Origin of the sequence: Sporosarcina thermotolerans, assembly GCF_042658975.1 — a bacterium.
GTDB classification, from domain to species: Bacteria; Bacillota; Bacilli; order Bacillales_A; family Planococcaceae; genus Sporosarcina; species Sporosarcina thermotolerans.
The window spans coordinates 1-14,485 of sequence record NZ_JBHSRM010000011.1; the positions used below are offsets into that span (position 1 = coordinate 1).

The window sequence follows — 14,485 nt, forward strand, 5'->3', positions numbered from 1 at the left end:
GGTTGAAAACATTTTATCACAAGGGATGGAAAAGGCCTTTTCCTATTTACACAATTATATGGACTTAATCTATTCTTAGGCACAGTGAACCAGTGTTCTATTCAAACAAAAAACAGGCGAAGGAAAACAATATGTTTTCCCCCGCCTGACCTATTCATTTTCAATCCTCTTCCAAATCCAAACGATTCTTCTTAAACATCTTCGACAAAATTTCATAAACGATCGGTACGACAATCAGCGTCAGCAATGTGGAACTGATCAAACCGCCGATTACCGTGATACCGAGACCTTTCGATATCAAACCGCCGCCTGCTCCACTTCCAATTGCCAATGGAATAAGGGCACCGATTGTAGCGATCGCTGTCATAAGGATTGGACGTAAACGTGTTGCACCCGCTTCAAGTACTGCATCGCGCATCTTCAACCCGGTACGTTCCATCCGGATGATTCGGTCCACGAGTACGATTGCGTTCGTAACAACGATACCAATCAACATCAAGAGACCCATCATGACTGGAACGGAAATCGTTTCACCTGCAATTAACAGACCAACAAACGATCCTATGACTGCGAACGGAAGCGAGAATAGAATCGCAAACGGTGCGACACCTTCACGGAATGTAACAACAAGTATGAAGTAGACAATCGCGATTGCCGCTAACATTGCAATACCAAGTTGCGTGAATGCTTCTTGCATGTCAGCCGCAACTCCCGCTGTATCGACGGAAACGCCTTTCGGCAAGTCTAATTTATCGATTGCTTTATCAACCTCGGAAGTTGCTTTAGAAACGTCGGCGTCAACTAACTTACCTGTTACAGAAGCATAGTACTCTCCTTTGCTTCGGGAAAGCGTGTTGAATGTGGACCCTTCTTCAACTTCGACTAAGTCTGAAAGCTTCATCGTTGTGCCTAATGCTGTAGGGATCTCAGTCGCCATCAATTCATCGATGGATTTCGGCTGTTCAGCAGCTTTTTGCTTCACGACAACTTCCAACTCATTACGATCTTTACCGATTGTCGTTACGACTTCTTGCGTCCTTGATGGACTTAGCATCATTATGATTTGCCCCGTCGTCAATCCGTATTGCAGCAACTCATCCTGCGTCGTTTTCAAAGTATATTGAACGTAAGCTTCTTCAGCACTTGAAGAAACGTCCTCAATACCTTTTGTTTCACCCATGACTTTTTCAACCTGTTGAACGGCTTCCTTCAGGCTGCTTAAATCTTCACTATAGAATGTGTAGCTAATTTCATTTGTAGACATTCCCATGGAGCCGAAATCTTGGCTCTTCCATTCTCCGGATTGACCAATAGTAAATACATAGTCTTCAATTTCTTTACGGACTTCCTGGAAATTCTCCATGTCAGGATCAAAGATGAGATACATCAACGCACCGCTCGATCCTCCACCCATCATCGCCGTCATCGGATCAGCGCTGTCCATGATGGATAATTGAACGATGTCAATATCGTCGCGTTTAAGCATTTCCTTTTCCACAACTTCGACGTTTGCGAGCGTTTCATCCTGAAGTTCACCCGTTGCCGGTGTATACGTAATATACATCACTTTCTCTTCATCGCTACCTAAGAAACTGAAACCGATTAGTGGCATCAATCCCAAGCTTCCCACCAATAGAACAATAGAGATTATTGACGTAATGACTTTATGGTTCAGCGTCCAAGATAGGACACGCTTATATCCATTCGCCATTTTTCCAGCCTCTTTATGTCGGCTTTCCGTCTTTTCACCATATAGTTTTTTCCTGAATAGGAAATGGGATAATGCAGGCACGATTGTAATCGCAACAAGCAATGAAGCACCAAGAGCAAATGTCATCGTCAGCGCAAACGGCAAGAATAACTCGCCGACCATACCACCGACAAAGATTAACGGTGCAAATACCGCCACTGTAACAAGTGTTGAAGACATGATCGGTTTGAACATTTCGATTGTCGCTTCGCGAATCAATGCACGACCAGAAAGCTTTTCAGTTTTCAAATGCAGCCGTCGATATATATTTTCCACTACAACAATTGAGTCATCTATAACCCGCCCAATCGCAACTGTAATCGCACCAAGCGTCATAATATTAAGTGTGATATCCATCCAATTTAGCAGTAAAAGTGCCATGAATACTGAAACTGGAATTGAAATAATTGAGATGATTGTTGATTTGAAATCACGCAAGAATAGTAGAATGATCAAAACCGCAATCAAACCACCGAATAGTGCTTTTTCTACCATCGTAGAAACAGAGGCTTCGATAGGTTCACCTTGGTCAAGCGATATATCGACTACAAGACCATCAAGCGCTTTTTCCTCGTCCTTCATCAACTTCTTCACATCATTAACGACATCAACAGTGTTAGCGCGTTGGCCTTTGACAATTTGAATGGCAATCGCATTTTCACCATTTGTACGTGAAATCGACTTCACCCTACCAGCTTTCTCTACTGTAGCGATATCGCCAAGTTTCACGAACGGCGATGGATTCGCTTCTGAAGGCGTGACAGGAATAAGCATGCCTTTCAATTCTTCGATTGTCATGAACTTTCCGTCCACAGCAACAGCCTGCTCGCCTTCCTCGAACTCATACAAACCGAGGGAAACTGCCAAATTGCCCGCTTGAATCATTTGCTTAACACTGTCTTTCGTTAAACCAAGCTGAGCCATTTTTTCTTCATCATACGTCAATTCAACTTCTTCGATATGCTGTCCTGAAATTGTTGCTGATGCAACTCCATTGATTTTCTCGATTTTCGGCAGCAAGATATCTTCAACTGTGGAAGTTAATTCTACGATATCTTCTGTTGTACTACTTACACTTAACGCTACGACAGGCATCATATTCATGCTAATCGCAGTGATGATTGGTTCCTGAGCACCTTCAGGCAAAGTTAATGAATCCATAGCGGATGCCAATGCCCTCTTCGCTTCATCCATATCAATTCCATATTCGTATTCCACCTGAATGCTGGCCATATTGGAATTTGAATTGGAGTAAACCGATTTTACATGGTCTAAGTTTTCAACTGCCCTTTCGATAGGTATCGAGACTTCCTCCATAACTTGCTCAGGAGTTGCGCCAGGATAAACACCCATGACCATTAAGTACGGTATCGAAATATCTGGCAACGTCTCTGTTTTCATCTGTGTTGCGGAATAGACCCCCGACACGGTAATAATAATGGTAAGCAACCAAACTGCGAGTTTATTCTTCAGAACAAAATTGACTAAACCTTTCACCCTTACACCTTCCTCTATTTGACAAATTGGACTCTGTTTTTTATAGTAGTGACTAACCGGTCAATTGTCAATTGAAATACATAGGAGCGATTCGGATATATGACGAAAAAACAACTAATTATGGAGAAAGCTTTAGAGCTTTTTGCAAAGCAAGGATTCGAAGCAACATCCGTCCAGCAAATAACAGACCTTTGCGGCATTTCCAAAGGGGCCTTTTATTTATCATTCAAGTCGAAGGACGAACTGATTGTTGCGCTAATCGATCATTTTATGAGACAGTTTACATCAGACATTGACTTTGTGGTCAGTGAGGAAGATGAGGAAGTTTTATTATATAATTTCTATTACACGACATTCCATTCTTTCAATAAACACTCCGATTTCGCCAAGCTCCTTATGAAGGAACCAGCGCAATCTTTTAATGAAGATCTTTTTTCCAAGCTTCATAATTATAACAAGTCTCTTGAAAAAGTTATTTTATCAATGATTGAACGATTATATGGCGAACAGGCTATAGATATGAAATATGATTTATTGTTCTGTATCAAAGGCTTTATGAGCACCTACTCAGAGTTATTTTTAGTATATAAATTGCCAATCGACTTGGATTTGCTTGTTCAATCACTTGTCGAAAAAACGAATCTACTTGCAAAAAAAACGACAATTTCATTTATTCCCGATGAACTAATCCAGTTAATCGATCAGCCGACGAATGAAGACCCATCATCCGAAAAAGTAATAGAAGTCATTGAAAAGAACATTGATGATTTGGAGGACTCAATTGAAAAAGAGTCGTTGATCCTATTGAAGCAAGAGCTGTTGGAGCCTACGCTGCACCCCGCGGTTGTTAAGGGTTTATTGACAAACATTCAGCACCATCCGCATTGCAAATGGACGGCTTATTTACTTCGAAAACATTTTGGAATAAAGTAAGAAAAACGCTTTGGATTCAACTTCCAAAGCGTTTTTTCCTTTATTTATTCTCCAATCCTCGGTTTAGTCCGTGGATGACGCCAGCATGAACTCCCTCATGCCAAAGGGCGAACTGAATGACCGCGTCGACTGTATCCATCGTTAACATATCCCCAATTTTGAGAGGTTCAGGCAGGACTTCATCAAGCTTTCCTTCCAATGCCTCAACTACACGAGGCACTTGTTCCTGTAAAGCAGCTTGCAATTCCTCTTTTGAAGGAGCTTGACCTTCCCATCCTGCTGGGCTTGTCCCCCTAACAAAGAGCTTTTGCCATTCCTGGTGATGCGGTTCGTAGGACGGCAAGACCATTGAAGTGAAATTTTCCAATGTACAATAAATGTGCCCGACATTCCACCGGACCGTATTATTGAATCCTTTCGGCTGGACGTCCCACGCATCTTCCTTCGTCATCGATAAGCGCCCCATTGTATATATCCTTGCAAATTTTAACTGTGCAATTGTTTCCATTTCTCATTCCCCCTTTTCCTTATCATACTAAAAGGGTATGAAAAGAAAAAGCGGATATTCCTTAAAGGAATCCGCTTTTACGTAAGATCTATCGGTTTATCATTTCTCTTTTGGCTATTCCATTTTTCACGGGTCGCGCTGTCGAATTCCCGATTTTCAATCGGCATCCTCTCAGACACGTCATTGTCCGTTACTTGGAATTCATTGAATAAAGGCTTATTTTGACTAAAAGCGGAAGGAACATCCATGCCGATTTTGTCTTGTGCGTTTTTACGGAATTCGTTCGTAAAGTTGGAGTCAGCAGGATCTGCTAAAGGTAATTCATACGCCGGTCCTACCCCTTTTCCGGGATGTAGAATCTTTGGTTCCAAATCTTTCTTATTCGGATATTTACCATCAACGATCGTCATATGGATTCCTCCTTTTTCTCCCTTCAAACACGGAAATCCCGCGCATGGGGAGAGGTGGTTTTTATCTATTCCCTATCTCAATAAAACCTAAACCTCATATAAATTAATTTTAATGGGAACATCATTTATTATTTCACGTCAACACTACATGGAAAATGCCACAATATCGCGAGGTAATTATATGCAAAAATGGTTTGGAGCTACTTTTCCCATATTAAGCATTTTGCTTTTGTTATGGATTGAGCAAAGTGTTGACGTTTCATACGGTGTCAAAACGGCAGCAAAGGTCATACTATTCTTAGGAATCCCTTTCATACTGTTCCGATCAACGAAATTTCTTTTCCTTCGATTCAGGAAAACTGATCGAAAAAGTATCCGATTTGCCTTTATTTTAGGGGTTTCAATAATGTCACTCATTATTGGTGCCTTCCTATTATTACAAAGTCTTATCGACATCGCTTCGTTGCGGGACGATTTGCTGCTATCCGGCATCACACCCTCTTCGTTCCCGATCATCGCACTATATATTCTGATCGGAAACTCAATTATTGAGGAATTCTTTTTTCGGGGACTATTACCAGACTTATTCGGCCGTGGCGCAATGCGTTTCATCCTACCACCATTCTTTTTCGCCATTTATCATATCGCCATCTTCCTGCCATGGTTTACGCTGCCGATTTTACTTTTGGCCGTCGGCGGACTTTGGACAGGCGGATTGATCTTTCAGCTTGCGAATGAAAAACCCCATACCATTCTGCCGTCTTGGATCATACATATGTTTGCGGACCTTGGCATATTACTTATTGGGGTATATATACTTTATTTTTATTAATCAAAAACCAAAAAAATCCGCGTGCCTGCCAAGTTTTTTGGCAACGCATGCGGATTGATTATTTTGTTGGCACTGTCACGGTCACTTTGAACAAATCACCGTCAAGTTCGATTTTCATATTGCCTTGATGCATATCGACAATCGATTGTGCAATTGCTAAACCAAGACCTGAACCGTCAGTATGACGCGATGTATCTGCACGTTTGAAACGCTCGAACAGTTCATCGACATTTTCGCTAAGTTCGAATTTTGTAATGTTTTTCACGACAAATTCAGCAGAATCGCCCACTTTTCGAAGTGTTACGTAAACTCGAGTGCCCGGAAGCGAGTATTTGACGGCATTGACAATCAAGTTATCGAGGACGCGCCACCATCTTTGACCGTCGACATGGGCAATTAGCATTTCTTCAGGGATTGTCGTCCGGAAATCGAGGCCGGATTCCGAAATCTGATTTGCATGTTCGGCAAGTGCCTGTTGAAGCAATTGCGTTAAATCGACACGTTGTTTATTAAGTTCAAGATTGCCGCTCGCCATTTTCGACACTTCGAATAAATCTTCAATGAGCGTTTTTAGGCGCTGTGATTTTTTATCAAGAATATCGACATATTTTGCACGTTCCTCCGAAGTGATGTTTTCATCTTTCAGTAGATCGGTATACGTGATAATTGATGTAAGCGGCGTTCTCAAATCATGGCTCACATTCGTGATCAGTTCCGTTTTCAACCGTTCGCTTTTCGCCTGTTCCGTCATGGAAATCCTGACACCTTCACGGAGATTATTCAAATTCTTCGCGTGGTCAGCGAGTGGTGAACGACCTTCGATTTTGATATCTTCATTCAAACGTCCCGAAGCCATCTGCTCCGTCGCGACGATGATCCGGTTCAAGTACGCGGAACGACGGACGAAAATATAGAGGGCAGGAAGGCCAAGGAACAGAACGCAAAAAGCGTAGATCATAAGGAAGATTCCATCTATGAAACCGCCTATGAATCCGATTCCTGCAAGGAAAAATCCGATAAGCAGGATGAATGACTGAACGCCGATCGACCTTTTCAGGAACATCTCACGCAACGCCTTAAAGAATTGGAGCGTGAAACTGTTTTTTATGTCCTTTGCCAATACCCCTTCCCGCTTCCATCGTTCCACACCATTTACAAGTTGGAATGCAAACAATGTAGTCATGACGACTCCACCTATCAAGAAGGAAGTCAGCCACTCACCCCAACGTCCCAGACTTTGATACGTAAAGAAGTTCGACAGATTTGAGGACTTACTGTCAATGTATCCAACTAATATCAATGCTGTCATGAAAAATGCAGCAGCTTTCAAATCAATCTTCAAATCTGCATACCAATCCGCAATCGCCGTCCCCGTTACCCATTCCTTCTGAAACTTCATAACGGTCAATAATGTGATAAGTGCTATGATACCGAGCAGCCAAAAGACGTAAGTGGCTAATCTCCCTTTATTGAAATCCTTATATTGTGAATATAAGACACCACCCTTTGCAACGGCTGACTTTGGAACGATGACAGTACCTTCAAAGGTTTTTACAGAAGTGGTAATTTGTATGTCTTCACTCGCTGCTTGATTCCCATAGTCGGAGGTCCTAATCCAGCCATTGGTACCATTATGTCCAGGTAATGAATTCGCTTTAAAATATCCTTTTGCGGCATTGAATTGTTTTTTATAAACCGCAGGAACTGAAACATCTCCGGAAGAATACGTCTCCCCTGTTTCAACATCGGTGAATTCATAGGCTACTGGCAATGAAAACGAGTTTGCTTTGACATCATTTAAATATTGAACTAACGCCTTCTCTTTTTCTTTGCGTATTTTCGCCTCCACGTGGGCATCGCTTTCGAAGTTTTTCCGGATGTCCGCAAGTTTCATGTCCCGTTCTTCGATCAACGTATTCATCAATAATTCATTTCCGGCATCTTTCGCATCCGCTATTCTCTGTGCATATTGGTCGTGGATATTGGAAAGCTGGTCTGCCAGTGTCCCATATCGGTACCGATGTCTCTCGATTTCATCGTCAGATACGGTAATGTTTTTCTTGGCCTCTTCCACATCAATCGAGTTGAGTTTAGTAGGTCCAACAATGTCGTAAAACTCGTCAAGCTGCCAAGAGAAATCATTGAAATCAGAAAAAACATTTCCAATCAGTCCCGTTCCCTGCCTTGCAAATGAAAGACTGGCGAGCAGCACAACCGTAATAAGCGCGGACCATGTTAATAGAAGAACTTTATTTTTCATCAGGACGCTCCCCCTTTAATGATGCGTGAAAAATAGGCGATTGCCCGTGTCGAGCGTTCCCAACCATTTAGGGCGAGTTCAATGACATGCGGGAAACAATACCCGATGCTAATTGCGGCGATGCAGATGGAGACAATCGACAGTACAATGCTCCAATCACTTCTCGATTTTGTAGCCAATTCCCCACACCACCTTCACATATCTTGGATTTTTCGGATCCGCTTCAATTTTTTCCCGGATTTTGCGGATATGGACAGCGACGATATTTTCCGCATTATACGCCTCTTCATTCCACACACGTTCATAAATTTCATTTATGGAAAACACACGCCCAGCGTTCTTCATGAGTAATTCCGTAATCTTATATTCAATCGGCGTCAGTTTCACCGGTTTCCCATCGACCGATAATTCCCTCGCATCTTCATCAAGAGCAAGCCCATCAATTTGGACCTTTTTCTGACCATCATATGTGCCCAATTGGACATATCTTCTTAGCTGCGACTTAACGCGCGCCATCAACTCCAACGGGTGGAATGGCTTCGTCACATAATCATCCGCACCAACCGACAAACCGTGGATTTTATCCGAATCCTCCACCTTTGCGCTCAGCATGATGATCGGAATATTTTGTTGCTCTCTAATTTTGAACGTCGCCGTAATCCCATCCATATTCGGCATCATAATATCAAGGATGAGCAGATGGACTTCATTCAATTGAAGTAAATCAAGCGCTTCTTTCCCATCCGCTGCCTTCAAAACGTCGTACCCTTCATTTTTCAAATAAATTTCGATCCCATCGCGGATCTCTTTATCATCATCCGCCACGAGAACTGTGAACTTCGCCATCATCCGCACCTCGCTTTCCTCTATGATACCAATTGTAGTGATTAAATCTTAACATTCAGTAAGGGGAATTATGAAGAAATTCTTAAGATGGATGGTTGGTGGGCTTAAGAAACCCCTTGAGGAGCGCCTAATAAATGGTTGAACGGTGAAAAAGTTGGGGTGGACGGCGATAAACTGCCTCTGAACGGTGATAACTGGACGGCGAGCGGTGATAAACCACTTCCGAACGGTGATAAACTTTAGCCAGCTTGGAAAATTGGTGGATTTGCATAGAATCCGCCATGAAAAACGACCCAATTGGTGCGGAGCGGTGGTAAAGTCGGCCAAGTCGGTGGTAATTGGCCGAGAGTCGGTGATAACCGCTTGAAAGTCGGTGGTAAACTCCTCTCCACGCAAAAAGCCACCCATCGGCATCCCCCCGACGAGCAGCTACTATTAATTCCTATCGAACAAATCTATATTGCACCATCGACACAACGGCAATCGCCGCCCAAACGACTAAACTTGCCACTCCCAACGCAATCAAGCCATTCGAGAAGGAGAATGCAAAGTTTTTCGCCGTGACAGCGAGTTCATTTGTCACCACTTTCGGAACGGAGAAATATTGGAATGGCTGGTAATGGGCCCAGGTGGATGCGACCGATTGCTCCGACCATTTCACGCCGGCGAATAAAGCGATGAGCATCAATCCGATGGCAATGGCAGTTTTTCTTACAACAATGGAGAATAAAAAGAGCAAGGAATAGCAGAATACAAGCACCATGAAAAAGAGGGTTGCCGATTTCAGAAGGAATGTGCTTATCTTCATGAATGTAAAACCGTAATTCTCCCCGTAAATGAGTACAGGATAGTCGGTGTTCCCGAACCTATCAAACACGGTGCCGAGCAGCAAGGCAAACCCGCTGAATGAAGCGAGCAACAGAATTGTGCCAACCAAGACCATGATGAACTTACTGATTAGGACTTGATACCAACGGATCGGCTGTGTCCGAAGCAGATGAATCGGACCGTTTGCCCCGAGTCCTTCCCTCGTCACGACATCCCCAAACAGGAAGATGAATATTCCTGCACCGAACACACCAAATAGAAGGGTCAACAGATGATTCGCATAATGAACCCCATCAGACGAATATTTCGTGCTCAGTTTTTTTATGAACTCTCCCCAACCATCATCGTCAAAATACTGGTCATACACTGTCAAATCTGCAAAACTGGTCAGCGGCAAAAGGGGACGTATTTCCCTTTCACGCATCCATTTCATCTGTTCATAACTCGTTTGTTCCGTGAATAACGTTCGCCACTCTCTTGACCAAAAGTCTCCATAACCAAGCCTTGGTATTATGAATTGCGTCCGATGCTCAATCTCCATATCTAGCAACCGGTTATAATCTCTCGATTGATATACTTCAACTTCTTTTCCGTACCGAGGTATCCAGAACTCCTCTAAATCACTTTTCCGATCTTTATATTCCCTGCTGTCCTTGTCCAGTTTTCCCGCATCAACCGATGCCTCCAATTCCACTAACTCGCTTTGGACTCTGAAAAGCCCATCTTCCGCTTCCGTCTGCAACTCCTCAATGCGAGTTGTATTCATATAAACATAAGCATAATACGCGATAATAAAAACGGTAAAAGCCAAGAGCACAACCTTAAAAAACGTGGATTTAAACGCCTTTATCGCCTCAAATTGAATAAGCCGCAACATGCCTTCCCCTCCCAACCATTTCTATCTCTGCCCTTCCCAACTGCGCCCTAAATTGAATTCCCCTCAATTGATCCGGCTCGTTTCAATCTTTTTCCTGGCAATCAAAAACAACACAATGGTTACCAGCAAGATAACCGGAATTCCCTGGTACCAATCTGCTCCATTCCTGACAAGTAGGCGTTCTTCCGGCAGCAAATATTGAAATGGATTAAACCAGAATAAGAATGGTGTTTTAATGAAAGCGGACAATCCATATCCCGCCACCAATGTTGCAAGCAAGGCAAAAATTGTGGCTAACGTATGTTTGAACAGCAAGCTATACACCAAAAGGAGCGCAATCACCATGATTGACGTTATACTGATAACTGTCAGTCCTTGGCCCATATAATCCACAATTGTAATAAAATCAATTTCCCCATTCTTTTCAATCATGATTGGATACTTATACTTCCCTTTAAATCCAAACAACCCAACGAGTGCCGTAGCAACTATCAAAACGATAGCTGTCAGGAAATAGACGAGGATTGAACTGAAAAACTTCCCAGTAATGATATTTCCTTTGTTCACTGGCTGCGTGTATAAAAAATTGATGGAATGGGTTTCAAACTCGCTTGTCATGATTTCTCCCACCAAAATGACCAGAATGATGATTGCCCCAAAGTTCATAAACAGATCCACTACGAGCTTCAAGAAATTCGGTAAGGCGATGCTATACGTCGCATGCCGGGGCTTAATATTTTCCGACAAATGCTTATGATTCATCGCAAGCATTTTGTTGATTTCTCCGACTGGGAGGTCGTAGTCTCCCCCCTCCTCCTTGAAATGAAGTGCCTCTTTCAAGAATGCATTTTCTATCGGCAATCTGTTTTTCCACTTATCCGATTTTATCTCCCGGACTTCGTACAACTTCGCCAGCATGGAAGAGTTGATCAGCCTCAACTTGTCCATCTCTTCGTCTTCCGGATTATTTTCCAATGCAGCCGTATACATTCGATTCAGACTCTGAGATTTTTCAATAAGTCCGCCGATCCGTTCATTTTCCTCTTTTTCAATATACGGCTGGAAAGTCACGTTCCGGACGAAAAGAAGCACGACACCCAATATGATGAACAGGTACACATACAGCAGTTTCTTACTGAAGAGAATTTTCTTCAATTCAAAAGCAAACTGCATCATACCGTCGCCCTCTCTTCAAACAGTTCACGATACCGCTTTTCCGCCCCGGCTTTCTGATTGTCGATATGGTTGATCTCAATTCCATTCCCGTACAATAAACCGATGATTGTCTGCAATGGAACATCCGTCTCTTTGAAACCTAATTGACCTTGGTCGTTACTCGTGAATGGCAGACCTTCTTCCTCTAAAATCCCTTTCGCCTTTTCCGTATCGCTGACAGTCAACTCGTAATGGATCACTGTCAGTTCCTTCAATGACTCCTTCAGCAAAGCCCCATCCTTCATGAAGTAAATCGTATTCGTCAATCGATCAATTTCATCGAGATTATGAGATGAAATGATGATTGTCGTCCCTTCCTTGTACAATTCCAATAAAATATTCCGCATATTGATAGCGCTCGTCGGATCAAGTCCATTCAAAGGCTCGTCCATGAGCAACAGCTTCGGTTTGTTTAGAATGACCATCGCGAGCAATAAATGCTGTTTCATTCCGAGCGAAAAATTACGGACACGCCTCTTTAAATAACTCGTCATCCCAACCCTCTCTGCAACTTCCTGGATACGTGAAAAAGGCAGCTTTTGCACACGGCAAATGAACTTCAAATGATCATAAGCCGTCAAATTCCCGTAAAGGATCCGGTTATCCTGCAAATAGGAGATTTCATAGAAAAGCGACGGGGCGGTATTCGCCTTCCCTAAAATTTCGACACTCCCCTCATTGAACGACAATAGATTCGTCATGCAGTTCAACAGCGTCGTCTTCCCCGAACCATTCGGACCAACAAGCGCAATGATTTGGGGTTCCTCAATCGTAATATCAATCCCCTTTAAGACCCAATCCTTCTTATACCGTTTTTTCAAACTCTTAACTTGTACAATCATTCCCCCACACCCTTTCTTTTTCGTCACACTCACATCGTTTTACAAATTTCCCCTTCTTTCTTACTACCACACAAACCGTGGAAATCCTTTAATTAATATGATAATTCTTATTGTTTATAAATTGTATGAATGATAGACTGTGGATAGAAATGGATAAGTTCAACGGTATTACTTATAAAGGGGAGGATTGCAATAAGAAAATGGTTGTTGCCGTTTGTCCTGTTCGGCGCGCTATTGTTAGGCGCATGTGTGGATGACCAAAAAGAGAAGGATGAAGTAGTCCAGTTGCCAAGAGAGCCGACAGAGCCGATAGAGGCAAGCAAAGGCATTACTATAAGACCTGAAATATCCATTGTAATAAATGAAAATGAAACAAATCTACCGGCTACCGTTCGGTCAATCCGTGACAAGTTTTGTTGGGAAAGTGAGGAGAAACAATGCTCACTTGAACCAACCCCATCCAAGGCACTTTTGGAGCATGAGCAGTCCACTCGAGTAAGACCCGAGGAAGACCTTACATTCAGATTCAGTAGACCAATGGAGGACTTTGATTTTCCTAAGCCCGATTCTTTCAAAGTCTATGTAGATGAAGACGGGGAAATGAAGGAAGCGGAAGTAGTAGGCAATCAAATTAAAGCTCCGTTAAACGAGGGAAGGTATTACATGTCTGTCAAAGCGATATGGAGCGGCGACGTGAAAGGCGAAGCGATTTATGCGTTTTTATTGTCGGTGAAAGAGTAGATATTTTGATGACCGGGGTGTGGTATGAATGGAGGTTTTGATCATACAAGAGGGAATTTCCGTCGGTCCTTTCGGATTGAGTATCACGAAAAGTGTTGTCAAAGAATTAAAGGGCACTACCTATAAAGGAGGGGATTTCCAATTAGAAAAGGGTTGCTGTTTTACGTCCTGTTAGTCGCATTATTTTTGTCCGGTTGTGTGGATGATGAAAAGGACGAGGAAGAAGTAGCGGCTCCTTTACCTCAAACGACCGAGGTGGTGAATGAGGAGGAAACTGCAATCACGTTGAAACCTGATCTTCTAGTAAGCCAAAACAAAGTGGGTTTTTGGATGTATTATGACAATCATTGCTGGGAAACAGCAGATAAAAAGTGCTCTTTGGAGCTAACGCCTGCACAGGAAATGTTGGAACATGCACGTGCCAATCAAGTGAAGCCTGGGGGTGAAATCAACTTCTATCTCCTTGTTTCTCCCGAATTAAAAGACTTTCCGCAACCGGACGCATATGAAGTGCTCATCCATAAAAACGGCGAAACAACAGCTGTGGAAGTGAACGGCGACAAAGCAAAAGTGCCCACGGCTGAAGGAAGGTATTTCATGACCGTCAAAGCGATCTGGAGCGGCGACGTGAAAGGCGAAGCGATTTATGCATTTTTATTGTCGGTGAAAGAGAAGTAAGTGAATGAATAATCATCTCCCAGTTGAACAAGCTTTGCATATACGGGAGGTGAACTGACATGGCAAAAGAAAAGAAATTCAAAAAAGGCAATACATTGGATCGCGAGGAATTCGGGTATGGCTTTGACATCAGCCCTGATGATTTAGGTGTGATTGGAAAGAACGACAACGTGAAAAATAAAAACAACAAGAAAAAGGCAAATGACCAACAACGCCCGCCTACAAATGGGTAAACACTATTGATTTCTCTGAATCAAACGACTATAAT

At 42.8% G+C, this 14,485-nt stretch carries 15 protein-coding genes; 5 read left to right on the forward strand and 10 right to left on the reverse strand.

Annotation, left to right across the window (positions count from 1 at the left end):
* Positions 1 to 160: 160 nt before the first annotated feature.
* A complete protein-coding gene (locus ACFPZG_RS06355) occupies positions 161 to 3,247 on the reverse strand; it encodes an efflux RND transporter permease subunit (protein ID WP_317941150.1) in 3,087 nt (1,028 codons plus the stop codon).
* 99 nt (positions 3,248 to 3,346) lie between these two features.
* On the opposite strand from ACFPZG_RS06355, the gene ACFPZG_RS06360 reads away from it, so the two are divergent.
* Positions 3,347 to 4,180: a TetR/AcrR family transcriptional regulator gene (locus tag ACFPZG_RS06360; protein ID WP_283733243.1), complete on the forward strand. Its 834-nt coding sequence runs from the start codon at positions 3,347 to 3,349 to the stop codon at positions 4,178 to 4,180.
* A 40-nt stretch (positions 4,181 to 4,220) separates the two neighbouring features.
* Here ACFPZG_RS06360 and ACFPZG_RS06365 read toward each other — a convergent pair whose 3' ends face one another.
* Both ACFPZG_RS06365 and ACFPZG_RS06370 read right to left on the reverse strand, forming a co-directional pair.
* Positions 4,221 to 4,688 (reverse strand): DinB family protein, encoded by a 468-nt coding sequence (locus ACFPZG_RS06365; RefSeq protein ID WP_283733244.1) that lies wholly within the window; start codon positions 4,686 to 4,688, stop codon positions 4,221 to 4,223.
* Positions 4,689 to 4,765: 77 nt separating this feature from the next.
* Complete coding sequence (locus ACFPZG_RS06370) at positions 4,766 to 5,098, reverse strand: hypothetical protein (RefSeq protein ID WP_283733245.1); 333 nt, start codon at positions 5,096 to 5,098, stop codon at positions 4,766 to 4,768.
* A 181-nt stretch (positions 5,099 to 5,279) separates the two neighbouring features.
* Here ACFPZG_RS06370 and ACFPZG_RS06375 point away from each other — a divergent pair, with 181 nt between their 5' ends.
* Positions 5,280 to 5,930 carry a CPBP family intramembrane glutamic endopeptidase gene (locus ACFPZG_RS06375; RefSeq protein ID WP_283733246.1) on the forward strand — a complete coding sequence of 217 codons (651 nt, stop codon included), beginning with the start codon at positions 5,280 to 5,282 and terminating at the stop codon, positions 5,928 to 5,930.
* A gap of 58 nt (positions 5,931 to 5,988) precedes the next feature.
* Here ACFPZG_RS06375 and ACFPZG_RS06380 read toward each other — a convergent pair whose 3' ends face one another.
* The 7 genes from ACFPZG_RS06380 to ACFPZG_RS06410 form a co-directional block, all read right to left on the reverse strand.
* Positions 5,989 to 8,190, reverse strand: coding sequence for a sensor histidine kinase (locus ACFPZG_RS06380; RefSeq protein WP_283733247.1), 2,202 nt, complete (start codon positions 8,188 to 8,190; stop codon positions 5,989 to 5,991).
* Complete coding sequence (locus ACFPZG_RS06385) at positions 8,190 to 8,369, reverse strand: hypothetical protein (RefSeq protein ID WP_283733248.1); 180 nt, start codon at positions 8,367 to 8,369, stop codon at positions 8,190 to 8,192. Before ACFPZG_RS06385 ends, ACFPZG_RS06380 begins: the two co-directional genes overlap by 1 nt.
* Positions 8,347 to 9,036 (reverse strand): response regulator transcription factor, encoded by a 690-nt coding sequence (locus ACFPZG_RS06390; RefSeq protein WP_283734539.1) that lies wholly within the window; start codon positions 9,034 to 9,036, stop codon positions 8,347 to 8,349. Before ACFPZG_RS06390 ends, ACFPZG_RS06385 begins: the two co-directional genes overlap by 23 nt.
* A gap of 239 nt (positions 9,037 to 9,275) precedes the next feature.
* Positions 9,276 to 9,428, reverse strand: coding sequence for a hypothetical protein (locus ACFPZG_RS06395; RefSeq protein ID WP_317941151.1), 153 nt, complete (start codon positions 9,426 to 9,428; stop codon positions 9,276 to 9,278).
* A 50-nt stretch (positions 9,429 to 9,478) separates the two neighbouring features.
* Entirely contained in the window at positions 9,479 to 10,741 is a 1,263-nt protein-coding gene (locus tag ACFPZG_RS06400) for an ABC transporter permease (RefSeq protein WP_283733250.1), read from the reverse strand.
* Between the two features lie 63 nt (positions 10,742 to 10,804).
* Entirely contained in the window at positions 10,805 to 11,917 is a 1,113-nt protein-coding gene (locus ACFPZG_RS06405) for an ABC transporter permease subunit (RefSeq protein WP_317941152.1), read from the reverse strand.
* Positions 11,914 to 12,798 (reverse strand): ABC transporter ATP-binding protein, encoded by an 885-nt coding sequence (locus ACFPZG_RS06410; RefSeq protein WP_283733252.1) that lies wholly within the window; start codon positions 12,796 to 12,798, stop codon positions 11,914 to 11,916. Before ACFPZG_RS06410 ends, ACFPZG_RS06405 begins: the two co-directional genes overlap by 4 nt.
* Positions 12,799 to 13,005: 207 nt before the next feature.
* On the opposite strand from ACFPZG_RS06410, the gene ACFPZG_RS06415 reads away from it, so the two are divergent.
* The 3 genes from ACFPZG_RS06415 (at position 13,006) to ACFPZG_RS06425 (ending at position 14,450) form a co-directional block, all read left to right on the forward strand.
* Positions 13,006 to 13,539 carry a hypothetical protein gene (locus tag ACFPZG_RS06415; protein ID WP_283733253.1) on the forward strand — a complete coding sequence of 178 codons (534 nt, stop codon included), beginning with the start codon at positions 13,006 to 13,008 and terminating at the stop codon, positions 13,537 to 13,539.
* Between the two features lie 186 nt (positions 13,540 to 13,725).
* Positions 13,726 to 14,217 carry a hypothetical protein gene (locus tag ACFPZG_RS06420; RefSeq protein WP_381426443.1) on the forward strand — a complete coding sequence of 164 codons (492 nt, stop codon included), beginning with the start codon at positions 13,726 to 13,728 and terminating at the stop codon, positions 14,215 to 14,217.
* Positions 14,218 to 14,276: 59 nt separating this feature from the next.
* Complete coding sequence (locus ACFPZG_RS06425) at positions 14,277 to 14,450, forward strand: hypothetical protein (RefSeq protein ID WP_283733256.1); 174 nt, start codon at positions 14,277 to 14,279, stop codon at positions 14,448 to 14,450.
* The last annotated feature ends 35 nt before the right edge of the window (positions 14,451 to 14,485 follow it).

Coding starts and splice junctions, on each gene's coding strand:
- ACFPZG_RS06360 (WP_283733243.1), top strand. CDS start 3,347: ATGACGAAAAAACAACTAATTATGGAGAAAGCTTTAGAGCTTTTTGCA.
- ACFPZG_RS06365 (WP_283733244.1), bottom strand. CDS start 4,688: ATGGAAACAATTGCACAGTTAAAATTTGCAAGGATATATACAATGGGG.
- ACFPZG_RS06370 (WP_283733245.1), bottom strand. CDS start 5,098: ATGACGATCGTTGATGGTAAATATCCGAATAAGAAAGATTTGGAACCA.
- ACFPZG_RS06375 (WP_283733246.1), top strand. CDS start 5,280: ATGCAAAAATGGTTTGGAGCTACTTTTCCCATATTAAGCATTTTGCTT.
- ACFPZG_RS06380 (WP_283733247.1), bottom strand. CDS start 8,190: ATGAAAAATAAAGTTCTTCTATTAACATGGTCCGCGCTTATTACGGTT.
- ACFPZG_RS06390 (WP_283734539.1), bottom strand. CDS start 9,036: ATGGCGAAGTTCACAGTTCTCGTGGCGGATGATGATAAAGAGATCCGC.
- ACFPZG_RS06400 (WP_283733250.1), bottom strand. CDS start 10,741: ATGTTGCGGCTTATTCAATTTGAGGCGATAAAGGCGTTTAAATCCACG.
- ACFPZG_RS06405 (WP_317941152.1), bottom strand. CDS start 11,917: ATGATGCAGTTTGCTTTTGAATTGAAGAAAATTCTCTTCAGTAAGAAA.
- ACFPZG_RS06410 (WP_283733252.1), bottom strand. CDS start 12,798: ATGATTGTACAAGTTAAGAGTTTGAAAAAACGGTATAAGAAGGATTGG.
- ACFPZG_RS06425 (WP_283733256.1), top strand. CDS start 14,277: ATGGCAAAAGAAAAGAAATTCAAAAAAGGCAATACATTGGATCGCGAG.